The following is a 21,383-nucleotide window of genomic DNA, read 5'->3' as shown; positions in this document are numbered from 1 at the left end:
CGAGGACACCGAGCCTGGGAGCGACACCGGCGCTGATGCCGGCATCCACGACACCGACCCCGACCGAGACGCCGACGGATCCGGCACCAGCGCGGACGCGGGGGACAAGGACGCGCCCGATCCCGGCCCGGACGCCGACGTCGCCGACGTCGCCGACCCTGCCGACCCTGCCGACCCTGCCGACCCTGCCGACCCTGCCGACCCTGCCGACCCTGCCGACCCTGCCGACCCTGCCGACCCTGCCGACCCTGCCGACCCTGCCGACCCTGCCGACCCTGCCGACGACAGCGATGGCCCGCACAGTCCGGCAGCACCACCGCCACCGCCACCGCCACCGAGGCCGCGGCCTGCCCGTGGCAGAGACGTGCCGCGGCTGCAGCTGACCGTGACCGTCGACTTCGAGACGCTGCGCGACCAGCTCGCCGACCGCAGCAAAGCCCTCGCGCTGCTCGAGGACACCACCTGGATCCGCCCCGAGACCGTGCGCCGCTTGGCGTGTGACGCCGAGATCATCCCCATGGTCCTCGGCTCGAAGGGCGAGGTCCTCGACTTCGGCCGCAAGAGCCGCACCCCGCCCGCCGGGCTACGGCGCGCCATCTGGGCCCGCGACCGGCACTGCGCCTTCCCCGGCTGCCGCCGCAAAGCCCGCCACTGCCAGATCCACCACATCCGACACTGGGCCCACCACGGCGAGACCGAACCCGACAACCTCGGACTGCTGTGCACCTCCCACCACGGACTGGTCCACCACTCCGGATGGGAGATCGTCATGCACGACCACCTGCCCTGGTTCATCCCACCCGCCTGGCTCGACCCCACCCGCACCCCACGCCACAACCGGCCGTGGACCCTCGAGGCGTGAGCTACTGGGCGACGTCCTTGGTCGTGAAGTTGGCCCAGGCGGCGACCATGAGGATCACGACGTAGGCGACCTGCACCAGCACCCCGGCGCGGATGTCGCGCAGGAAGATCGGGTCGCGGAAGAAGTCGATCCAGGCCAGCCAATAGCGGGTCGGGAGATACGGGGTCACCGAGGCGGCCGCGTCGAGCGTGACCAGTACCTGCGAGGAGATCAGGGCGGCGAGGGCGCCGAGCGTGGCCCCGAGGGAGGAGGCGGTCACGGTGGAGAGGAACAGGGCGATCGCGCCGACGCCGAGCATCGAGATCGTGATGTAGGCCATGGCGCCGAGCAGCCGGAGTGCGAGGTCGGCGGGCGAGAGCGGGTCACCGGAGAGCGAGGCGACCGAGTCGGCGGCACGTTCGCGGGCCTCGGTCGGGTCGAGCTGGCTCGGCGCCCCGGCCGTCGGGGGCGCCCCCGGCGCGGAGCCGGCGGCGCCGCCCGCGGCTCCGGGATCACCCGCGTCGGCGGCGCTCGCGGACCCGCCCGAGGCGGCCGGCGCGGAGGCCCCCGCCCCGCCGCCCGATCCCCCGCCGGACGACCCACCGCCGCCGGGGCCCGAGATCTGCGGGATCGCGTTCACCACGGCGACCGGGTCACCGGCGCCGAACAGGGTCACGCCGGTCACGTACGACGTGCCGGCGACGGCGGCCACGGTCGCGACCACGAACACCACCACCGACACCAGCTTCGCCACGAGCAGCCGCGTGCGGCCCACGGGGCGCACCAGCAGGTAGCGCAGCGTCCCGGCGCCGGACTCCCCTGCCACCGCATCGCCCGCCACGACGGCGACCGCCACCGGCAGGAAGATCGGCAGCACCAGGGCGAGCGCGGCGGCCGGGTACAGCGAGCCCGACTCCAGCACCGCGGACAGGAACGCCGCGCCCTGCCCGGGGGTGGGCGCGATCCGGGTCGAGGCCAGGAAGATCGCCACGATCACCGGCAGGAGGCAGAGCAGCCCGATCGTGAGCCAGGTCCGCGGCCGGCGGAACATCTTGCGCAGCTCGACGACGATCACGCGCGGTCGCTCCCGGGCCCGGTGATGCGCACGACGACGTCCTCGAGGCTGATCGTCTCCGGCTCCAGTGAGTCGATCCGCACCCCCGCGCCGACCAGGTGCTGGGCCAGGCCCGAGGCACCCGACCCGTTCGCGGGGACCACGACCAACCCGCCGTCCGGACGGCGGTCGACCAGGGCCGAGCCCAGGGCGGCCGCGGCCCGGTCGGCGTCGGGGGTGGAGAGGACGACCCGACCGGTGGAGCGGCGCACGTCGTCGAGCGGCTTCTCGAGGACCAGCGCGCCCCGGTCGACCACGCCGACCGTCGTGCACAGCGCCTCGATCTCGGCGAGCAGGTGGCTGGAGAGGAACACCGTCGTGCCCTCGTGGTTGAGCTCGATCAGCAGCTCGCGGATCTCCCGGATGCCGTGCGGGTCGAGCCCGTTGGTGGGCTCGTCGAGAACGAGCAGGTCGGGACGCGAGAGCAGCGCGCCGGCGAGGCCCAGCCGCTGGCGCATGCCCAGCGAGTAGGTGCGCACGGGCCGCCGATCGACCCCGCCGAGCCCGACGCGCTCCATCGCCTCGCCGACCCGCCGTCGGCGGCCCGTGCGCGGCCCGGGGCCGGAGGCGTCCAGCAGGTCCAGGTTCGCCCGCCCGGAGAGGTGGCCGTAGGCGGCCGGGCCCTCGACCATCGCCCCGATCCGGGGCAGCACCCGGTGGACCTCCTTCGGCACCTCGTGGCCGAGCACCCGGATCTCCCCGCGGGTCGCGAACACGAGCCCCAGCAGCATCCGCACCATGGTCGTCTTGCCCGACCCGTTCGGGCCCAGGAAGCCGTACCGGTCGCCCTGCGCGACGTGCAGGTCGACGTCGTCGACGGCGGCCCGGGTCCCGTAGCGCTTGGTCAGTCCACGGGTCTCGATGACCAGCGGCTGGTCGACCGGAGGCCCGGGCAGGGGGCGCGCCCGCTGCGTCGGGACGGCCTCGGGCGGGGTGCGGACGCCGGTGGACCGGCGGGCCTCGGTCACGGAACTCCTGCCTGGTCGTCGGCGATGTCGGCCACCGCCCGGTCGAGCACGTCGTCGGTGACGAGTCCGCCCACGGCCCAGGCGCGGTCGCCCACCCGGACCACGGCGAGCCGCAGCAGCGAGGACTCCAGCGCGCCGGCGGAGGCGTTCGCGGTGCGGCCGAGCGCGTTCTGCGGCGGCGTCACCGTGATCGACCGGCCGGCCGACCCGGCGTCATCGATGTTCTGCAGCAGCGAGGAGGCGATCTCGGCGGGGAGCGGGACCACGATGAGCTGGGCGACGGTCGTGCCGTACTTCCCGATCGCCCCGAACCCCCGCTGCGGGGGTACCCGGTCGATCCCGTCGACGACGTCCGGGACCGACTGCGGGTCGCCCCGGCCCAGCACCCCGAACAGGTCCGAGGTGGGGCTGCGGGTCACCCCGACCCCGGGCGCGGCCTGCGCGACGAGCACGGCCGGGTCCGGCGGTGCCTGCTCGAGGTCCAGGAAGCGGCTCCGGACGACGGGAGCACCCGCCACCGTCCCGCGCTCGTCCTTCGTGCGGATCTCCACCGCGAGCGGGAGCCCGCTGACGGGGTCTGCCCACACGTCGAGCGCGCCGACGGTGGTCCGCGGGTCGTCCACGGCCACGGAGAACCCGGCGGCGTCGACGCCGGCGATGCGCTGCGCGGGCAGGGCGGACACGGGGGCGTCGGGCAGCGTCCCGGAGAGCAACCGGCGGGCGAGCTGCGGTGGCAGCAGGTCGTCCGGGCGCGGGAGGCGCACGATCGGGTCGCGGCGCACGAGGGTCAGCAGCTGGGCGCCGTAGTCCCACACCACCTGGCCGGTCGAGGTGGTGTAGCGGCTGCGCTCGCCGGCGGGGTAGAACTGGTCGACCCGCACCGAGTCCGGGGCCGCGTACCAGGCGCGCAGGCGCGAGGTCCCCGAGAGCAGCGTCGTGACGTCGGAGAACTGCGCCACCTCGGGGAGGTTCAGCCCGCCGGACGCCTCCGCGTAGCCGCTCCAGGGCAACGCCTCCGAGGCCTCCGCGCGGGCCCGCAGCTCGGCCGGGGCCACGGAGACCTCCGGGGAGGCCGGCCAGGAGGCGACCACGGCCGGCACGGCGATCACCAGCGCGGCCACGAGAGCCACGATCGACCACCGGCGGAGGCGTACGGCGTGCACCGGCGGAGCCGTCTCGGCCCCTGCTCTGGTCTCCCGCACCCACGCTCCCGTCCCGCCGACCACCTGCTCACCCACGAGAGTGCCAGGCGCGGCGCGGGGACGCCGTGAATCCTCAGACGGACTCGAGCTCGCGCTTCGAGGACCGGGTGCGGATGAGGCTGGCGATGGTGGTGAGGGCGAGGACGCCGATGATGACGGTGAGGGAGAGTTCGATGCCGATCAGCGGGACGGGGACCGGTTGTCCGTGGTTGAGGAAGGGCAGGGTGTTGGAGTGCAGGGCTTCGAGGACGAGTTTGACGCCGATGAAGGCGAGGATGACTCCGAGGCCGTACTGGAGGTAGACCAGGCGGGAGAGCAGTCCGCCGAGCAGGAAGTAGAGCTGGCGTAGTCCGAGCAGGGCGAAGGCGTTGGCGGTGAAGACGATGTAGGGGTCCTTGGTGAGTCCGAAGATCGCCGGGATGGAGTCGAGGGCGAAGAGCAGGTCGGTGAGCCCTATGGCGATCATGACCATGAGCATCGGGGTGATCATCCGGCGGCCGGCTTCGCGGACGACGAGTTTGGCGTCGCGGTAGTCGGGTGTGACGGGGACGACGCGGCGGACCGCGCGCAGTAGGAGGTTCTCCTGGAATTCCGGGTCGTCGTCGTCCTGTTTTTCGAGGCAGACCTTGATGGCGGTGATGATGAGGAAGGCGCCGAAGAGGTAGAAGACCCAGGAGAAGCGGGTGATGACCGCGGCGCCGGCGAGGATGAATCCGCCGCGCATGATCAGGGCGATGACGATGCCGACGAGCAGGACGCGGTGCTGGAAGGCCTTCGGGACGGCGAAGGCGGTCATGATCAGCAGGAAGACGAACAGGTTGTCCACCGAGAGCGAGTACTCGGTGACGTACCCCGCCACGAACGCGGTCGCCTTCGGCTGCCCGCCGAACAGCAGCAGGCCGGCGGCGAACAGCACCGCCAGCCCGACGTAGATCGCCACCCCGCGGGCGGCCTGGCGCATCGTGACCTCGTGCGGGCGGCGCCCGGCCCACAGGTCGACGGCGAGCACGACGAGCAGCCCGGCGATCGTCACCACCCACACCCAGAACGGCTCGCCCTCGGGGGCGGCGACGGGCCCGGGGACAGCGGGCACAGCGGACAGCAACACGGATCCTCCGGTGGGAACGTTCGACACCTCACCGGAGGTCTCTCCCGCGACCGACCCGTACCGGGCCGGCGCGCCGAGCGCCCCGGACATCTTTCCGCTGTCGTGCTGACGAGGCGCCCGCAGGCGATCCGGGGATACTCCCCTCCGCGGCGGACTATTCCATGAGCGAAGCTCAGCAAACACGCGGGGTGTCGCACAGTTCACTCTCAGGTGGGCCGGGACCGCTCCGCACGCCGACATCACGGCCGCCACCTAGGGTTCCGGTGGTGATCCGCCTGCTCGTGCTGCCCCTCGTCGTGCTCCTGGGGCTGCTGCTCGCGACGCCCGCCCAGGGCGCACCCGCGCAGGCCGACCCGGACGGTGCGACGACGCGGGTCCAGGACCTCCGCATCGCGGTGCGCGACGGACCGGCCCGCGACCAGCCGCAGTCCCTCGACGCGACCCTCTACCTGCCCGCCCGCACCCCGGCGCCCGCAGTGATGCTCGCCCACGGGTTCGGCGCGGACAAGCGGTCCGTCGACGGCCAGGCCCGCAGCCTGGCCGCGCGGGGCTACGTCGTGCTGGCGTGGTCGGCACGCGGGTTCGGGCAGAGCACCGGGCAGATCGCGCTGAACAACCCGGACTACGAGGTCGCGGACGCGGTGCAGCTGGTGGACTGGCTCGCGCAGCGCTCGGAGGTCACTCTCGACGGCCCGGGCGACCCGCGGGTCGGCGTGATGGGCGGCTCCTACGGCGGCGCCCTCGCCCTGCTGCTCGCGGGCTACGACCGCCGGATCGACGCGACCGTCCCGATGATCACCTGGAACGACCTCGGGCAGGCGCTGTTCCCGAACGCCGCCGCGCCCGGCCCCGTCGAGCCGGTCACCCCGGCGGTCGGGGCGAACGCGCCGGACGGCGTGTTCAAGCGGTCCTGGGCGTCGCTGTTCTTCGGCATCGGCTCCCGCACGACGGCGGCCGGGCAGATCCCGGACGTGTGCGGCCGCTTCCTGCCCGAGGTCTGTGCCGGCTACGTCGAGGCGGTCCGCACCGGCCGGGAGCCCGCGGGCCTCGCGGCGTACCTGGCCCGCTCCTCCCCCGCGTCGGTCGCCGGGCGCATCCAGGCGCCGACCCTGCTCGTGCAGGGCGAGAACGACACGCTCTTCGGCCTGGACCAGGCGGACGCGAACGCGCGCGCGATCGCGGCCGGGGGCGGCACGGTAGCCGTGGCCTGGTTCAACGGCGGTCACGACGGCGGGTCGCCGGACGGCCGCACGAACGCCCGCATCCAGGGGTGGCTCGACCACCACCTGCTGGGCACGGTCGCGTCCGCCCCGACGACGTTCACCTACGCCCTGCCCTCCGGGGTGCGCAGCCGCTCGGCGCCGACCCAGCGGATCGTCACCGCGCCCTCCTATCCCGGCCTCGCCCCACCCGGCGAGACGCCCGACCCGGCCCCGCGCTCCGAGCTCCCGCTCGACGGTCGACCGCAGGCGGTCGTGGCCCCGGCCGGCGGGGTCCCGGGCTCGGTCTCGTCCATCCCGGGCCTCGCGGGGCTGGCCGGCGGCGCGGGCGGCGGCTCGGGCGGGGACTCCGACGACGATGACGACGACGGCGGGTCCGGCCAGGGCGGCGGGGGCCAGGGTGGCGGCGGCGGTGGCGGCGCGAGCGCCCTGCTCGGCCGGCTCGCCACCGACCTCCCCGGACAGGCCGCGACGTTCCGCACGGCGCCCCTGGCAACGCGCACGATCGTGTCGGGCTCCCCGCAGGTGACGCTCTCGGTCGCCGCGACACCCTCGACCGCGCCGGGCGCGCCCGCCCCGACCACCGGGCCGGTCCTGTTCGGCAAGGTCTACGACGTCACGCCCGGGCAGAACGGCGCCCCGGAGACGCGGACGCTGCTGGGCAACGCGGTGGCCCCGGTGCGGTTGCCGGCGCTGCCGCGGGACGGGACCGCGACGACCGTCGCCGTGACCCTCCCCGCGGTCGTCGCCACCGTGCAGGCGGGGCACCGGCTGGAGGTGGCGGTCGCGACGACCGACCAGGGCTTCGCCTCGCCCGCGGACCCCGCCGTGTACCGGATCGGGCTCGCCGGTCCCGGCCTCGCGGTCCCGGAGGTGCCGGGCTCGCAGACCGGCGGCTCGACCGTGCCCCTCGGGCCGCTCGTCGCGATCGGGGCGCTGCTCCTCGCGGTCGTCGTGGCCGTGGTGATCGGCCGGGTCGTCGCGGCCCGCCGTCGTCGTCGGGACCTCGAGCCCGGGGGCGACCTCGCCGTGGCCCCCGACCTCGTCGACGTCCCGCTGGTGGTCCGCGGGCTCGCGAAGCAGTACCGCAACGGGTTCGTCGCGGTGCGCGACGTGTCGTTCCGGGTGGAGCGCGGCCAGGTGCTCGGGCTGCTCGGGCCGAACGGCGCGGGCAAGACGACGACGCTGCGGATGCTGCTGGGGCTGCTCCGCCCGTCGGCGGGTGAGCTGCGCGTGTTCGGCGTGCGGGTGACGCCGGGCGCACCGGTGCTCGGCCGGCTCGGCTCGTTCGTCGAGGGCCCGGGGTTCCTGCCGCACCTGTCGGGCCGGGCGAACCTGGAGCTGTACTGGGCCGCGACGGGGCGCCCGATCGGTGAGGCGCGCCTCGACGAGGCGCTGGAGATCGCGGGGCTGGGGACGGCCGTGGACCGGGTCGTGCGGACCTACTCGCAGGGCATGCGCCAGCGGCTCGCGATCGCGCAGGCGATGCTCGGGCTGCCGGACCTGCTCGTGCTCGACGAACCGACCAACGGGCTCGACCCGCCCCAGATCCACGCCATGCGCGAGGTGCTCAAGGACTACGCGGCCTCGGGCGGGCGCACCGTGCTCGTCTCCAGCCACCTGCTCGCCGAGGTGGAGCAGACGTGCGACCACGTCGTCGTCATGCACCGCGGTGAGGTCGTGGCGAGCGGGGAGGTCGCCGAGCTCGTCGCGGGCGGGCAGGTGGCCGTGGCGGTCGGCGGGTCATCCGCCGACCGCGACCGGGCGGTGATGGTGCTGCGCGACGCCGGGTTCGCGGCGGAGTCCGACCCGGAGCGCGACGACGTGGTGATCGCCGAGAGCGGGAGCACGGAGGCCGAGCGGGCCGAGGTGGTGCGGGTGCTCGTCGAGGCGGGTGTCGCCGTCGCCGGGGTCGGGCCGCGGCGGCGTCTCGAGGACGCGTTCCTCGCGTTGATCGGAGAGGAGAACCGATGACGAGCGACGTCCGGCTGGGCCCGCGGCAGGAGACGTCGGGGCGGACGCTGCCGGTGCGGATCGAGCTGCTCCGGCAGCTGCGGCGCCGACGCACCCAGGTCACGCTGGGGCTGTTCGCGCTGCTCCCGGTGATCCTGTGGATCGCGTTCTCGGTGGGCGACTCGTCGTCGCCGGGGCAGGCGGGGCTGTCGCTGACCGACCTCGCACAGACCTCCGGCCCCAACTTCGTCGTGTTCGCGCTGTTCTCGTCGGCGAGCTTCCTGTTCGTGGTGGTCGTGGCGCTGTTCTTCGGGGACACGGTCGCGAGCGAGGCGTCGTGGTCGTCGCTGCGCTACCTGCTGGCGATCCCGGTCCCGCGGGTGCGGCTGCTGCGCCAGAAGGTGGTGGTCGCGAGCCTGCTCTCCGCCGTCGTCATCGGGGTCCTGCCGCTGGTGGCGATCGCGCTCGGGACGCTCGTCTACGGCGACGGCGCGCTCGCGTCGCCGACCGGCGAGACCCTGCCCTACGGCGCCGGGGTGCTGCGGCTCGCGATCGCGGTCGTCTTCATCGCGCTGCAGCTCACGTGGGTGGCGGGCGTGGCGACGCTGTTCTCGGTGGTCACGGACGCGCCGCTGGGGGCGGTCGGCGGAGCCGTCCTGGTGTCGATCCTCTCGCAGATCCTCGACACCGTGGACGCGCTCGGCTCGATCCGCCAGGTCCTGCCGACGCACTACGCGTTCGCGTGGACCGACCTGCTCACCGCGGACGTCGACGGCACCGACATGGCCCGTGGGGTGCTGGCGGCCTTCGTCTGGGCCACGGCGTTCGGTGCGACCGCGGTGTGGTGGTTCCGGCGCAAGGACATCACCAGCTGACCCGACTCAGGGTCGAGGACGGAGGCCGTGGATCAGCCGCCTCATCACCTTCGGCTCGTCCGGGTCGGTCGGGGCGGCGGTCGGGGCGGCGCCGGGAGCGGGTGCGTACACGACCGGCGCGGGCATCGGAGCGGGTTCCTCGGTGGTGCCGTCGTCCGGGACCGGGGAGGGCGGCGCCGCCACCGTGAGCACCGGGGCGAACGAGCTGCGCGGGCCCGGGTCGGCGGAGGGCGGCTCGGGGAGCGCCTCCGGCGCGGCAGGCTCGGAAAGGCTCAGCTCGACGGTGGTCGCCACCTCGGTCTCGGTGGTCTCGGTGGTCTCGGCGGTCGCGGCCTCCGGCTGGGGGGCCACCGGCTTCGGTGCGGCGACCCGCGCCGTGAGAACGACATGGGTCTTCGTCGTCAGCGGAGGCCAGATCGACGTCGCGGGCGCCGGCACGACCGTCGGGGCAGGCAGCTCCGGGGCGTCTCCGGCGAGGGGCTCCTCGCGCGGTCCCGGAATGCGTGCGGCGAGGGGAGCCAGGGGGCCGTCCAGCCCAGCGAGGGCCGCTTTCGACCAGGCCAGACTCCCCTGCTCACGATTCACCCGGAGGCCCACCCACACCGATTCGGGGTGGCCGGGCCCCGCGAGCACCAGGCGCGAGAGGTGGTATGCGGCCGGGGTCGTCGACACGACGTCCTCGAGCTCACGGCGCCCGCTCCGGGTGGCGTCGGCGCGGGCCCGGTCCAGCAGCGCGTCCGCCGAGCCCTCCGGACCACCCCACTCTGCCAGGACCTGCTGCCCCGAGGCGTCCACCACCGCGACGTGCTCGGCGCCGGGGAGCCCCGCCAGCGTGTCGACGTAGCGTTCGGCCGTGCCGGTCGTGTCCTCGCGCGGCATCGCTTCCGCGGCGGTTGTCGCCTGTGCCACCACGTCGCACCTCGTCACTGTCGGAGTCCCCGGGCTCACGGCACGGCAGCGCCCACTCGAGCGAGCGACCCTGCCGGGTGAATCATCGTCTCCCGTTGCCGTTTCGTGACAGTCCGACGGCAGTGACCCGACTCGCCTTGCGCACCAGACCTGCGCGCGGGTGGGTCGGCGAGCTCGCGCGCGGCCGGCCCGCGCGCCCGCTCGTCGAGTCGACCCCGGTGGCCGGGACGGCGCGGCGCTCAGTTCTCCGGGCGCAGGTGGCCCCGCTGATAGGCCTTGACCAACGGGCGGGGCACGAGGATCTCCGTGCCCTGCACGGTGATCGGGACCAGGTCGGGCGCCGTGGCCTTCCACTGCGAGCGTCGGGCGTGGGTGTTGGCGCGAGACATGCGGCGCTTGGGGACGGCCATGCTCACATGATAATCATGTTCATCAGAGCGCGACCGCCCGCCCGTCAGGCGCGGGCGGAGACGAGCCAGCACGCCAGCTCGATGCGGGCGCTCCCGTCGACGACGAACTGCTCGAACGCCGGGACGACGAGCTCCGCGACCCGCGCCCGGGTGGCGTCGTCGAGCCCCGGCAGGAGCCGTCCCACCGGTCCCATGCTCAGGGCGTAGTCCTCGAGGTCCGCGGCCGGCATCGCGGTCGTGACGTCGACGGGGTCGACCGCCACGTCCTGCCAGCCGCCGTCGCCCAGGACCGTCCGCACGCGGTCCGGGTCGGCCAGGGCGAACTGGCCCGGCGCGTCGGGCGGCGGCGTCGGCACCGTGAGGACCGACGCGGCCGCGCGCGGGCCCGTCGTCATGAAGGGGTTCTCCTCGGCCGAGCGCCACACCACCATCCGCAACGCACCTCCGCTCGCGACCGCGCGGTGCAGGTTCGCGAACGCGGCGACGGGGTCGTCGAAGAACATCACGCCGAACCGGGACGCGACGACGTCCGCGCCGCCGGGATCGAACGCGTACCGCTGCGCGTCGGCGACGACGAACCGCGCCGGAGAGCCCTCGTCCGCGGCACGCCGACGGGCCAGCTCGATCATCGGGACGGACACGTCCACGCCGGTCGCCTCACCCCGCCGAGCGAGCGCCAGCGTCGTCGCCCCCGTCCCGCACCCGACGTCCAGAACCCGTCCGCCACCCCCGACCGCGTCCCCGACCGCACCGACGAGCAGGTCCGAGACCGGCGCGAACAGGTCGTCGAGGACCGGTTGCATCCGGACCCACGTGTCACCGCCCCCGCCGTTCCACAACGCCGCCTGATCGGTCGCCGGCCGGTCCGTGTCGCTCATCGAGGCCCCTCCTCCGCAGTCGGTCCGACGATGCCGCATGGTCGGAGCGTCCCGTGCACGATCTCCGTCCAAGGACGCCCGTGCGACTCTCGGTGATCGACCCGGGCCCGGAATCGCCACCGCCCGACTCCGACGGCGCAACGATGCGCGTATTCGCATGCCGTGATGTGACCGCCCAGTCACGCCCCGTACTGGCGGTCCATTCGGGAACGATTATCATCTGCACCCAGGACCGAGGAGGAGGACCAGACTCATGACGATCCCGAGCGCCGGTACCGGCGCCGCACGCCCCCGTCGGCGTGGAGCAGTGACGTGGCTGGCGGCCACGGTGGGGGTGCTCGGCCTGGTGGCGGCCTGCTCGTCGGGCGCCGAGGCGCCCCCCGCGCCGAGCGCGGCCGCTCCGCCGTCGGCGCCCGCGAGCACGCGGACCCTGAACGTCGTGGCCACCACGAACGTCTGGGGCGACATCGTCGCGAAGGTCGCCGGCCCGGACGCGCAGGTCCGGTCCATCGTCTCGGACCCGAACGTCGACCCGCACTCCTACGAGTCCACCCCGGCCGACGCCGCCGCGATCGGGCAGGCGGACCTCGTCGTCCTCAACGGCGGCGGCTACGACGAGTGGGCCGAACGCGCCGTCGACGCCGCGGGCGCCGGCGCCAAGTCGGTCGCGGCGTACGACCTGCGGTCCGACCCGGCCGAGGAGAACGAGCACGTCTGGTTCGACCCGGCCACGGTCAGCGCGGTCGCCCGTCAGGTCGCCACCCGCCTCGGTCAGGCGGACCCCGCGCAGGCGCAGGCCCTCACCCAGCGCGCCGAGCAGTTCGCCGGGCAGGTGGACCAGATCGCCCGGCAGTACGCCGCCATCGGGCAGGCGCGGCCCGGCCTGCGCGGGCTCTCCAGCGAGCCGGTGCCGTTCTACCTGGAGCGGGCCGCCGGCATCGCCGACGCCACCCCGGAGGAGTTCGCCGAGGCCATCGAGGCGGAGACCGACCCGCCCGCCGCGGCGGTGGCCGACACCAACGCGGTCCTGACGAACCGTCAGGTGAACGTGCTGTTCTTCAACCCGCAGACCGAGTCGCCGGTGACCCAGAACCTGCAGACGCTGGCCGGACAGGCCACGATCCCCGTCGTGAACGTCGGCGAGACACTTCCCCCGGGCACGGACTGGCTCGGCTGGTTCGGCGGCCTCCGGTCGCAGATCGCCACCGCCGTGGGGGCGCCGCAGTGACCTCGGGTCCCCGCGCGACGACCGGTGCCGCCGATGCGGCACCGGTCGTCGCGCTACGCGGTGCGGCCGTGGAGCGGGGCACCAGGCGGCTCTGGTCCGACCTCGACCTCGACGTCTCCCAGGGCGAGTTCGTCGCGATCCTCGGGCCCAACGGGTCCGGCAAGACGACGCTGCTCACCATGCTCCTGGGGCTGCTGCCCCCGGCCGCCGGCGAGGTCCTCGTCGACGGTCGCCGCCCCCAGCGGGGCTCGTCGCGGGTGGGGTACGTCCCGCAGCAGAAGGCGCTCGACCCGTCGGTGCCCCTGCGCGGCCGCGACTTCGTCGGTCTCGGTCTCGACGGGCACCGGTTCGGGCCGGTGTTCGGCCGCCGACGCCGCGAGCGGCGTGACCGCATCGCGGACGCGCTGCACCAGGTCGGCGCCGAGGCCTGGGCCGACGCCCCCGTGGGGCGCCTGTCCGGCGGCGAGCAGCAGCGCCTGCGCATCGCCCAGGCGCTCGTCGGCGACCCGGACATCCTGCTGTGCGACGAGCCGCTGCTCTCGCTCGACCTCGCCCACCAGGGCGTGGTGATCGACCTGCTCGACCGGCGCCGCCGCGAGCACGGTACGGCGGTCCTGTTCGTCACCCACGAGCTCAATCCGGTCCTCCCCGTGGTGGACCGGGTCCTCTACCTCGTCGACGGCCGGTTCCGGGTCGGCACGCCCGACGAGGTGATGACCTCGGAGACCCTGTCCGAGCTGTACCGCACCTCGGTCGACGTCGTGCGGGTACGGGGCCGGATCCTGGTCGTCGGCCACGAGAACGTCCCGGTGCACCACCACGGTGAGCAGGACGACGTCGTCGTCTCCTCGTTCGCCCGATCCTGACCCCTCCCGAGCCTGCACGGAGTCCCGTGGACCTGATCGACCTGTCCCAGACCGCCGAGTTGCTGGCGCTCCCCTTCGTGCAGACCGCGCTGGCCGCGGGCGCGGTGCTCGCCCTGCTGGCGGGCCTGCTCGGCCCGCTCGTGGTGGGGCGCGGGATGGCCTTCGCGACCCACGGCATCAGTGAGCTGTCCTTCGCGGGTGCGGCCGGGGCCCTGCTCATCGCCGGCACCGCGTTCGTCGGCGTCGGCGCCCTGGTCGGGGGGATCCTCGTCGCCGTGATCTTCGCCGTGCTCTCCACGCGGGCCCGCGCCAACGACACCGTCATCGGCGTGGTCCTGGCCTTCGGGCTCGGGATGGGTGTGCTCTTCCAGTCGCTCTACCAGGGCCGCACCGCGAACAAGTTCAGCCTGCTCGTCGGGCAGATCGTCGGGGTCGACAGCGGGCAGGTGATCGCTCTCGCGATCGTCGGCGCGGTGGTGGCCGTGGCCCTGGTCGCGCTCTACCGGCCCCTGCTGTTCGCGAGCCTGGACCCGGACATGGCGCTCGCCCGCGGCGTGCCGACCCGGGCGCTCGGGATCGCGTTCGCCCTGATGCTCGGGACGACGACGGCGCTGGGCATCCAGATCGTCGGCGCGCTGCTCGTGCTCGCGCTGCTCGTGACGCCCGCCGCGGCGGCGACCGCCGTCACGGCCAACCCCGTCGTCGCCACGGTGCTCTCGGTGGTCATCGCCGAGGTCGCGGTGCTCGGCGGCATCATCCTGTCGCTCTCCCCGGGCCTGCCGATCAGCCCCTACGTCACCACGATCGGTTTCGTGGTCTACCTCGTCTGCCGGGCGATCGGCGCCGTGCGCCTGCGTCGGTCCGGGCGCCGCGAGACTCAGGGCGGGACACCCCGTCCCGAACCCGTGGCGTAGGAGGGTCTCGGTCCCACGTAGGACCCGGTGACCCGGAACCGCAGGCCCGGCTCCGCGTACTGCTCGATCGCGTGCGCGATCCACCCGACCGTGCGGGCGACCGCGAAGACCGCCTCGCCGGCGTCCGGGCGCATGCCGTGCACGTGCATCACGGCGGCGAGGGCCAGGTCGACGTTCGGGAAGACGCCCGGCCGTCCGTCGACCTGCGCCGCCAGGTCGCCGACCAGGGCGGCCTCCCGCGTCCCGGCGATCGTCTCCAGGAGCACCTCGGTCCGCGGGTCGCGCGCCGTGTAGATCGAGTGGCCGAATCCCGGCAGCCGCTCCCCCGCCCGCAGCCGCTCGGCGACCGCCCGCGCGGGATCGTCCAGGGCCTCGGCGAGGAACCGGTACGCGGCCGTCGACGCCGTGCCGTGCACCGGTCCGTCGAGCGCGCCGAGCCCGGCCGACACCACGGCGTACGGGTGCGCCCGGGCGCTCGCGGCCACACGCGCGGCGAGGGTCGAGGCCGCGAGGCCGTGGTCGGCGAGCAGGACCAGGGCGGTGCGCAGCACCTCGGGGTCCTCGGACCGGTCCGAGATCGCCGACCACAGTCCGCCGAGTGCGGCGACCATCCCGCGCAGGCAGCGCAGCCCGGTGGGCACGGCGGCGTCGAGGTCGAACCGCCACGGGTCGGTCGGCGCGAGCGCGGCGACGGCCAGTCGGAGGCGGTCGACCGGACGCGGGTCGCCGGGCATCGCCTCGACCAGGGAGCGGACGGAGGCGACCACCGCCTCGTCGGGCGCGGCCTCCGGCAGCTCGGCGTCGAGGTCGCCGAGCCAGAGCAGCGCGGCGACGCGGTCGGGGGTCTCGGTGCGGGCGAGATCGACGAGCCGGTGCCCCCGGACTACGACCTCGTCGGCCGTCACGTGCGTCAGCCGCGTGGTGATGGACTCGGCGACCCCGGGTGGGCGGCGGCCGCGGCTCGCGGCGAGCGCGTCGACCTCGTCGGCGTCGAAGGTGCTGGGCCGGCCGCCGGTCCCCCGCGACGAGGTCAGGAGCCCGCGGCTGACGTACGCGTAGAGGGTGTCCGGCTTGACGCCGAGCCGCGCGGCCGCTTCCGCCGTGGTCAGGGTGGGCACGAGGTTGACGCTATCAAGATTGACGGCATTGATGGTCGGGCGGAGCGTGAGCCCATGACGATCGACACCGTCCCCGCCGGGCTCCGCGGGGTGACCGTGAGCGACACCGCCGTCGGCGACGTCCGCGGCGACGAGGGCTACTACCACTACCGGGGCCGCTCGGCGGTCGAGCTGGCGCGCTCCGTCTCCTTCGCCGAGGCCGCCGCGCTCGTGCTCGACGGAGCCCTTCCCGACGACGGGGGCGCGGGCCTGCGCAGCGAGCTCGCCGCGCACCGCGAGCTCGGACCGGCCGTCGCCGCGATCCTGCCGACGGCGGCCCGCGCCGGCCGGGGCTTCGAGGCCCTCGCCGGGCTGCGGGCGGCGCTGTGCGTGCTCGCCGTCGAGGAGGGGCTGCCGCCGACCTGGGGAGCCACCCCGACCCGGCGTCGGGACGACGCCCTGCGCGTCTGCGCGGTGACCCCGACGATCCTCGCCGCGCTCTGGCGGCTCCGGCAGGGCCTCGAGCCGGTCGCCCCGCGCGACGACCTGCACGGAGCGGCCGGCTGGCTGTGGTCGCTGCACGGCGTCGAGCCGGACCCGGCGGCGGCCGCGGCTGTGGAGTCCTACCTGGTCTCGACGATCGACCACGGCTTCAACGCGTCCACCTTCACCGCCCGCGTGGCGACCTCCGCGGGCACGGACGTCGCCTCGGCGGTCGTGGCGGCGATCGGGACGTTCGTGGGCCCGCTGCACGGCGGGGCGCCGGACCGCGCGCTGGAGGCCCTGGACGAGATCGGCACCCCGGACCGCATCGAGCCCTACGTGCGGGCGAAGCTCGCCGCGGGCGACCGGGTCATGGGCTTCGGGCACGCCGTGTACCGCACGGCCGATCCGCGGGCGATGATGCTGCGGGAGGTCGCCGAGCGGTCCGGCGGGCCGCTGGTGGAGCTGGCCGTCGCGACCCAGGAGCGCACGGAGGCGCTGCTCGCCGAGCACCGACCCGGGCGCGGGCTGCGGGTCAACGTCGAGTTCTGGGCGGGCGTCGTGATGGCGCTGGCCGGGGTGCCGCGGGAGATGTTCACCCCCACCTTCGCCGTGAGCCGGGTGGTGGGATGGTGCGCGCACGTCCTCGAGCAGGCCAGGGAATCGACGATCATCCGGCCCTCGGCCCGCTACGTCGGCCCGACCCCGGAATCTGCCCGATAACGGGCAGGATGCTGGCCTGAATCGTCGAAGTCCGGCACGCTCGTGGTCATGGACCCGGAGCTGCTGCGCCACGTGGCGGCCTCGACGGGTCTGTCCGGGCCGGTCGCCGCACGGGTGGTGGCCGACGTCGTCGCGTACTTCTCGGAGACCACCGAGCAGTACGTCCGACGACGGCACCGGGAGCTGCAGGCCCGCGAGCAGCGCAACGCCGAGATCTGGGCGGTGATCGCGACCGAACTGGCGTCGCGTCCCGTCCGGGCCGGCGAGGTCAGCGAGCGGCAGCTGCGTCGGATCGTCTACGGCTGAATCGATCTCTGGGGGCAACCACCTGTGTGCGGCATCGTGGGGTACGTCGGGAACCGGCCGGCGTCGCGGATCCTGGTCGACGGACTCGCCCGGCTCGAGTACCGCGGCTACGACAGCGCCGGCATCGCCGTCGGGCACCGCAAGGCCCTGCGCACGACGAAGGCGGTGGGCCGGGTCGACGACCTGCGGGCCAAGCTCGGTGACGAGGCCGGCCGGGTCGGCATCGCGCACACCCGGTGGGCCACGCACGGCGAGCCGAGCGAGCGCAACGCCCACCCGCACACCGACACCGCCGGGCGGATCGCGGTGGTGCACAACGGCATCGTCGAGAACGCCGAGGAGCTGCGGGCGAAGCTGGTGGCCGACGGGGTCACGCTCGCGAGCGACACCGACACCGAGGTCCTCCCCCACCTGATCGCGCAGGCCGTGGAGCAGCAGGACTCGCTGGAGGCGGCGGTCCGGGAGGCGCTGCGGGTCGTCGAGGGCACCTACGGGCTGGTGGTGCTGGACGCCCGCCGTCCCGACGAGCTCGTCGTCGCGCGCAACGGCAGCCCGATCGTGCTGGGACTCGGCGACGGCGAGATGTTCGTCGCGAGCGACGTCGCGGCGCTGGTCCGGCACACCCGCCAGGTCGTGTTCCTCGCCGACGGCGAGATCGCGACGATCACGGCCACGGGCTACGAGGGCTCGCGGCTCGGTCCGCCCACCACGGTCGACGTGGACGACGCCGACTACGACCTCGACGGCCACCCGGACTTCCTGTCCAAGGAGATCCACGAGCAGCCCTCGGCGCTGCGACGGGTGCTCGCGGGCCGCCTGGACGGCCGGTTCGCCACCTCACGCCTCGACGGCCTGCACCTGGACCCCCGCGAGCTGCGCGGGATCCGCCGGGTGACGTTCCTCGGCTGCGGCTCCGCGCACTACGCCGGGCAGATGGGCGCGGCCCTGGTCGAGGAGCTGGCCCGGGTCCCGGCCGACGCCGAGCAGGCCAGCGAGTTCCGCTACCGCAACCCGCTGGTCGACCCGGACACCCTCTACGTCGCGGTCAGCCAGTCCGGCGAGACCATCGACACCCTGGCCGCGGTCGAGGAGCTGCAGCGCAAGGGTGGCCGGGTCGTCGGCTGCGTGAACGTCATCGGGTCGGCGATCGCGCGGCAGTGCGGGGCGGGGATGTTCCTGCACGCCGGCCCCGAGGTCAGCGTCGCCTCGACGAAGGCGTTCAGCTCCATGACGACGTCGTTCGCGCTGCTCGCGCTGCTGCTCGGCCGGGTCCGCGACCTGTCCGCGGCGCACGGGACCCGCCTGGTGGACGGGCTGCGGCGGCTGCCGGACGCGGTCGACGAGGCGCTGGCGGCCTCCGACGAGATCGCGGCCGTGGCGCAGAAGTACGCGGGCGCCCGGTCCATGTTCTTCCTCGGCCGGGTGCGGGGCTCGGCGGTCGCCCGCGAGGGCGCGCAGAAGCTCAAGGAGATCTCCTACGTGCACGCCGAGGCCTACGCCGCGTCCGAGCTCAAGCACGGCCCGCTGGCGCTGGTGGACGCGACGATGCCGTGCGTGATCGTCGTGCCCGACGACGAGCTCGTGGCCAAGAACATCTCGACGATCGAGCAGGTCAAGGCCCGCGGCGGTCCCGTCATCGCGGTGACCAACGCCGACCTGCCCGACGGCCTGGCCGACGCCGTCATCCGCGTGCCGAGCGTCGAGCCGGAGCTGGACCCGATCCTGCTCGGCGTGCCGCTGCAGCTGTTCGCCTACCACTGCGCGGCGGCGCTCGGCCGGGACATCGACAAGCCGCGGAACCTGGCGAAGTCGGTGACGGTGGAGTAGTCAGCGCACCTCGAGGCGCAGGTCGCCGTCCACGACCACCTCGGAGCCGGACCGCACGGCCCCCGCGACGATCCAGCGGGACAGCGGGCGTTCGACCTCCCGGGTCACGACCTGCCGGAGACCGCGCGCTCCCGACGCCGGGTCGGCGCGGCCGGCCAGCGCGACCAGCGCGGCCGGCTCGACGGTCAGCGTGATCCCCTGCGCCGCGAGCCGGTCGCGCGTCCGGTCCAGGGCGAGCCCGACCACGCGGGCCAGCAGGTCCGGGGTGAGGCGGCGGAAGAGCACGACGTCGTCGATGCGCCCGAGGAGTTCCGGGCGCAGCGACCGGCGCAGCACGCGCATCACCGGCTCGCGCGCGTCCTCCGGGTCGTCGACCACCTTCAGCTCGGCGGCCGCCAGGTTCGACGTCATGATCACGACGGTGTCGGCGAAGCTCACGGTGCGGCCGTGGGTGTCGGTCAGCCGCCCGGCGTCGAGGATGCCGAGCAGCACCGCGATGACGTCGGCGTGCGCCTTCTCCACCTCGTCGAACAGCACGACCGACGACGGGTGGCGCCGCACCGCCTCGACCAGCTCGCCCGGACGGTCGTGCCCGACGTAGCCGGGCGGGGCCCCGGTCAGCCGCGCGACGGTGTGCTTCTCGCCGAACTCCGCCATGTCGAAGCGCACCAGCTCCGAGCCGAGCGCGTCGGCCAGGGCCCGCGCGAGCTCGGTCTTCCCGACCCCGGTCGGCCCCACGAACAGCATCGACCCGTGCGGCCGCTCCGGGTCGGCGAGCCCGGCCCGGCCTGCGAGCACGGTGTCGACGACCGTGTCGACGGCGCCGTCCTGCCCGACCACCCGGGCCCGCAGCCGGGCGTCGAGGTCGAGGAGGCGGGTGCGGTCGTCCTCGGTGAGGTCGGCGACGGGGAGTCCGGTGTCGTCGGCGACCACCTGCGCGACGTCCTGCGCCGTGACCGTGGGCCGCCCCTCCGGGTCGCGGGTGCGCACGCGGGCGGACGCGCGGTCGATCGCGTCGATCGCCTTGTCCGGCAGGAACCGCTCGCGCACGTGGCGGGCGGTCAGCTCCACCGCCGCGCGGCGGGTGGCGGGCGGAAGCACCACACCGTGGTGCGCCTCGTAGCCCGGCGCCAGCCCGTTGAGGATCGTGACCGCCTGCTCGGGCGTCGGCTCGGGCACGTCGACGGTGGCGAACCGGCGGGCGAGGGCCGCGTCCGGCTCGACGTGGCGCCGGTACTCGGCGGTGGTCGTCGCGCCGACGAGGCGCAGCTCCCCGCGCGCCAGGGCCGGCTTGAGGATCCCGGCGGCGTCCATCGGCGACTCCTGCGCCGAACCCGCCCCGACGATCGCGTGCAGCTCGTCGACGAACAGGATCGTGTCCGGGTGCGACGCCTCCGCGACGAGCGCGGTCAGCCGCTGCTCGAACTCCCCGCGATACTTCGTGCCGGCCACCATGCCGGCCAGGTCGACCGTCACCACCCGGGTGTCGCGGATCGCCGCGGGCACCTCGCCCGTGACGATGCGCGCGGCCAGCCCCTCGACGATCGCGGTCTTCCCGACGCCGGGCTCCCCCAGCAGCACCGGGTTGTTCTTGCTCTTCCGCGCGAGGATCTCCACGACCTGGCCCAGCTCGGCGTCACGCCCGATCATCGGGTCGAGCCGCCCGGCCCGGGCGTCCGCGGTGAGGTCGCGGCCGTGGCGGTCGAGCGTCGGCGTGCGCCTCGGGGCCCTTCCCGACGGTGCCCCTCCCCACCCGCCCGACTGCCGGTCCCGGGAGGGCTCGCGCGGCTCCTCCCGGCGCTCGTCACGCCAGTCGTCCTGGCCGCCCCCGAAGAGCATGCCGAGGTCCAGGTCGACCAGCCGTCCGAGCAGCTCGTCGAACAGCGGCCCCGGTCCCGGGTCCTCCCGGCGGGTGCGGTCCTGGTCGGCCACGGAGCCTCCTCGTCGTGCGGTCGACTCCAGGATGCGCCCGTCGCGGGCGCGGCGCCCGCGGCGGGCGACCCGGCCCGCCCGGTCAGCCCGGGACGACGCCGAGCCGCGAGCCCGTCCGGTCGACGACCAGCAGATCCCCGCGACGTTCCACCCGGGAACCGCGGAAGCGTCGTGTGACCGTGCCGTAGGGCTGGGCGAGGAGCCAGGCGTCCGGCTCGTCGGCCGTCCCGACCTCGACCAGGACCGCGTCGCTGCGCTCGCCGCCGACCGCGGCGTAGCCGTCCCAGGCGATCGCGTAGGCCGTGGCGGGCGTGGTCGGCCCGACGGTGGCCCGGGCCTGCTCCAGGCCCTCCGCGAGGTCGGGCCCGAACCGGGTGTGCTGCAGGGTCCGGTCCTCCGGCCGCGGCCGGTCGTCGAGCAGCATGAGGTGGGGCGCGAACGGTGCGCTGCCGCCCCGCAGGCCCTCCACGCTGTCCGCGACGATCCACTCCACCAACGTCGCCACCCGCTCGGGCAGCCCGTGATCCAT

At 74.7% G+C, this 21,383-nt stretch carries 19 protein-coding genes; 9 read left to right on the top strand and 10 right to left on the bottom strand.

Annotated features, from left to right (window positions below):
* The first annotated feature begins 385 nt into the window (after positions 1-385).
* Positions 386-862 carry an HNH endonuclease signature motif containing protein gene (locus tag WCD74_RS16800; RefSeq protein WP_337696004.1) on the top strand — a complete coding sequence of 159 codons (477 nt, stop codon included), beginning with the start codon at positions 386-388 and terminating at the stop codon, positions 860-862.
* Between the two features lies 1 nt (position 863).
* Here WCD74_RS16800 and WCD74_RS16795 read toward each other — a convergent pair whose 3' ends face one another.
* The 4 genes from WCD74_RS16795 to WCD74_RS16780 all read right to left on the bottom strand — a co-directional run bounded on the left by WCD74_RS16795 (position 864) and on the right by WCD74_RS16780 (position 5,167).
* On the bottom strand, positions 864-1,916 hold the full coding sequence (locus tag WCD74_RS16795; protein ID WP_337696003.1) for a DUF2705 family protein: 1,053 nt from the start codon (positions 1,914-1,916) through the stop codon (positions 864-866).
* A complete protein-coding gene (locus tag WCD74_RS16790) occupies positions 1,913-2,923 on the bottom strand; it encodes an ABC transporter ATP-binding protein (protein ID WP_337696002.1) in 1,011 nt (336 codons plus the stop codon). The genes WCD74_RS16795 and WCD74_RS16790 overlap by 4 nt, the downstream gene beginning before the upstream one ends.
* Positions 2,920-4,044: a hypothetical protein gene (locus WCD74_RS16785; protein WP_337696001.1), complete on the bottom strand. Its 1,125-nt coding sequence runs from the start codon at positions 4,042-4,044 to the stop codon at positions 2,920-2,922. Before WCD74_RS16785 ends, WCD74_RS16790 begins: the two co-directional genes overlap by 4 nt.
* Positions 4,045-4,198: 154 nt before the next feature.
* The gene (locus tag WCD74_RS16780) at positions 4,199-5,167 is read right to left on the bottom strand and encodes a TerC family protein (protein ID WP_373696092.1); all 969 of its coding nucleotides are present in this window, start codon (positions 5,165-5,167) and stop codon (positions 4,199-4,201) included.
* Positions 5,168-5,496: 329 nt separating this feature from the next.
* On the opposite strand from WCD74_RS16780, the gene WCD74_RS16775 reads away from it, so the two are divergent.
* Entirely contained in the window at positions 5,497-8,427 is a 2,931-nt protein-coding gene (locus WCD74_RS16775; protein ID WP_337695999.1) for an alpha/beta fold hydrolase, read from the top strand.
* On the top strand, positions 8,424-9,281 hold the full coding sequence (locus tag WCD74_RS16770; RefSeq protein ID WP_337695998.1) for an ABC transporter permease: 858 nt from the start codon (positions 8,424-8,426) through the stop codon (positions 9,279-9,281). Before WCD74_RS16775 ends, WCD74_RS16770 begins: the two co-directional genes overlap by 4 nt.
* Before the next feature lie 6 nt (positions 9,282-9,287).
* On the opposite strand, the gene WCD74_RS16765 is transcribed toward WCD74_RS16770, so the two are convergent.
* The 3 genes from WCD74_RS16765 to WCD74_RS16755 form a co-directional block, all read right to left on the bottom strand.
* Positions 9,288-10,190: a hypothetical protein gene (locus WCD74_RS16765; protein WP_337695997.1), complete on the bottom strand. Its 903-nt coding sequence runs from the start codon at positions 10,188-10,190 to the stop codon at positions 9,288-9,290.
* A gap of 239 nt (positions 10,191-10,429) precedes the next feature.
* Positions 10,430-10,600 (bottom strand): 50S ribosomal protein L32, encoded by a 171-nt coding sequence (gene rpmF / locus WCD74_RS16760; protein ID WP_337695996.1) that lies wholly within the window; start codon positions 10,598-10,600, stop codon positions 10,430-10,432.
* Between the two features lie 44 nt (positions 10,601-10,644).
* The gene (locus tag WCD74_RS16755; RefSeq protein ID WP_337695995.1) at positions 10,645-11,478 is read right to left on the bottom strand and encodes a class I SAM-dependent methyltransferase; all 834 of its coding nucleotides are present in this window, start codon (positions 11,476-11,478) and stop codon (positions 10,645-10,647) included.
* A 253-nt stretch (positions 11,479-11,731) separates the two neighbouring features.
* On the opposite strand from WCD74_RS16755, the gene WCD74_RS16750 reads away from it, so the two are divergent.
* From WCD74_RS16750 to WCD74_RS16740, 3 genes are read left to right on the top strand one after another with little or no spacing between them, the layout of a single operon-like run.
* A complete protein-coding gene (locus WCD74_RS16750; protein ID WP_337695994.1) occupies positions 11,732-12,706 on the top strand; it encodes a metal ABC transporter solute-binding protein, Zn/Mn family in 975 nt (324 codons plus the stop codon).
* Entirely contained in the window at positions 12,703-13,572 is an 870-nt protein-coding gene (locus WCD74_RS16745; RefSeq protein WP_373696091.1) for a metal ABC transporter ATP-binding protein, read from the top strand. The genes WCD74_RS16750 and WCD74_RS16745 overlap by 4 nt, the downstream gene beginning before the upstream one ends.
* 26 nt (positions 13,573-13,598) lie before the next feature.
* Complete coding sequence (locus tag WCD74_RS16740; RefSeq protein WP_337695992.1) at positions 13,599-14,486, top strand: metal ABC transporter permease; 888 nt, start codon at positions 13,599-13,601, stop codon at positions 14,484-14,486.
* On the opposite strand, the gene WCD74_RS16735 is transcribed toward WCD74_RS16740, so the two are convergent.
* A complete protein-coding gene (locus WCD74_RS16735) occupies positions 14,450-15,604 on the bottom strand; it encodes a citrate/2-methylcitrate synthase (RefSeq protein WP_337695991.1) in 1,155 nt (384 codons plus the stop codon). The two genes, WCD74_RS16740 and WCD74_RS16735, sit on opposite strands and share 37 nt — an antisense overlap.
* 54 nt (positions 15,605-15,658) lie before the next feature.
* Between WCD74_RS16735 and WCD74_RS16730 the strand changes: the two genes are divergently transcribed.
* The 3 genes from WCD74_RS16730 to glmS are packed head-to-tail and all read left to right on the top strand — an operon-like array spanning position 15,659 to position 18,922.
* Positions 15,659-16,789 (top strand): citrate/2-methylcitrate synthase, encoded by a 1,131-nt coding sequence (locus WCD74_RS16730; protein ID WP_337695990.1) that lies wholly within the window; start codon positions 15,659-15,661, stop codon positions 16,787-16,789.
* Positions 16,790-16,837: 48 nt separating this feature from the next.
* A complete protein-coding gene (locus WCD74_RS16725; RefSeq protein ID WP_337695989.1) occupies positions 16,838-17,095 on the top strand; it encodes a hypothetical protein in 258 nt (85 codons plus the stop codon).
* A 24-nt stretch (positions 17,096-17,119) separates the two neighbouring features.
* A complete protein-coding gene (glmS, locus tag WCD74_RS16720; protein ID WP_337695988.1) occupies positions 17,120-18,922 on the top strand; it encodes a glutamine--fructose-6-phosphate transaminase (isomerizing) in 1,803 nt (600 codons plus the stop codon).
* On the opposite strand, the gene WCD74_RS16715 is transcribed toward glmS, so the two are convergent.
* Complete coding sequence (locus tag WCD74_RS16715; RefSeq protein WP_337695987.1) at positions 18,923-20,854, bottom strand: AAA family ATPase; 1,932 nt, start codon at positions 20,852-20,854, stop codon at positions 18,923-18,925.
* Positions 20,855-20,936: 82 nt separating this feature from the next.
* On the bottom strand, positions 20,937-21,383 hold the full coding sequence (locus WCD74_RS16710; RefSeq protein WP_337695986.1) for a hypothetical protein: 447 nt from the start codon (positions 21,381-21,383) through the stop codon (positions 20,937-20,939).

The organism is Actinomycetospora aurantiaca, assembly GCF_037401875.1.
Lineage (GTDB): Bacteria > Actinomycetota > Actinomycetes > Mycobacteriales > Pseudonocardiaceae > Actinomycetospora > Actinomycetospora aurantiaca.
The sequence above is the reverse complement of the archived record's forward strand: the minus strand, read 5'-3'. Positions and strand labels throughout refer to the sequence as shown.

What these genes read in the sequence shown, in the direction of transcription:
- WCD74_RS16770 (WP_337695998.1), top strand. Translation starts at nt 8,424, where the DNA reads ATGACGAGCGACGTCCGGCTGGGCCCGCGGCAGGAGACGTCGGGGCGG.
- WCD74_RS16725 (WP_337695989.1), top strand. Translation starts at nt 16,838, where the DNA reads ATGGACCCGGAGCTGCTGCGCCACGTGGCGGCCTCGACGGGTCTGTCC.
- WCD74_RS16755 (WP_337695995.1), bottom strand. Translation starts at nt 11,478, where the DNA reads ATGAGCGACACGGACCGGCCGGCGACCGATCAGGCGGCGTTGTGGAAC.
- WCD74_RS16730 (WP_337695990.1), top strand. Translation starts at nt 15,659, where the DNA reads ATGACGATCGACACCGTCCCCGCCGGGCTCCGCGGGGTGACCGTGAGC.
- rpmF (WP_337695996.1), bottom strand. Translation starts at nt 10,600, where the DNA reads ATGGCCGTCCCCAAGCGCCGCATGTCTCGCGCCAACACCCACGCCCGA.
- WCD74_RS16750 (WP_337695994.1), top strand. Translation starts at nt 11,732, where the DNA reads ATGACGATCCCGAGCGCCGGTACCGGCGCCGCACGCCCCCGTCGGCGT.
- WCD74_RS16710 (WP_337695986.1), bottom strand. Translation starts at nt 21,383, where the DNA reads ATGGATCACGGGCTGCCCGAGCGGGTGGCGACGTTGGTGGAGTGGATC.